The organism is Pseudomonas sp. K5002, assembly GCF_013386655.1.
In the GTDB taxonomy this organism is placed as follows: Bacteria; Pseudomonadota; Gammaproteobacteria; order Pseudomonadales; family Pseudomonadaceae; genus Aquipseudomonas.
On the sequence record NZ_JACARK010001315.1, the window covers coordinates 1 to 594 of the forward strand.

At 65.8% G+C, this 594-nt stretch carries 1 protein-coding gene; it reads right to left on the bottom strand.

Annotated features, from left to right (window positions below; translation table 11 throughout):
• The coding region (locus HX846_RS35980) for an AMP-binding protein (RefSeq protein ID WP_178967318.1) at nt 1-594 on the bottom strand (594 nt) is incomplete at both ends.

The following is a 594-nucleotide window of genomic DNA, read 5'->3' on the forward strand; positions in this document are numbered from 1 at the left end:
CACGCCGCGCTCGCGCAGGTGATAGGCCAGGCGGTTGGCGCGCTCGTTGAGCTGGCGGTAAGTCAGTTGCTGCTCACCGGCCTGCACCGCTACCGCGTGAGGTGTGTGCCGGGCATGGGCTTCGAACAAGGCGTGGACGGTCTGGTCCACGGGGTAGTCGGTTTCGCTGGCGTTGAAGTCCACCAGTTGCTGTTGCAGTTCGGTCGCGGGCAGCACCTGCACATCGAACAGCGGCGCCTCGGGCGTCTCCACCAATCCCGCCAGCACCGTGCCAAGATAGTCCAGCAGGCGCTGGGCACCGACCTTGCGGGGCGCCTTGGCCTTGAGCCGGAAACCGCTGGCCAGGTCGTCCACCGTCAGCATCAGTGGGTAGCTGAGGATGTCTTCGCTGCTCAGCAATTCGATGCCGGGCTGCAGCACCTCGAGTGCCTCGACCGAGACATGCCGGTAATTCAGCAGGCTGTTGAACAGCGGTGTGACGCCGCTGCAACGCTGGGCCAACGCCAGGGACGCTTGCTCGTGGGCGAGCAAGGCGCTGAGTTGCTGCTGCGTCTGCCTGATCGCCTCGCTCACCGTCACCCCAGCCAGGCGTAC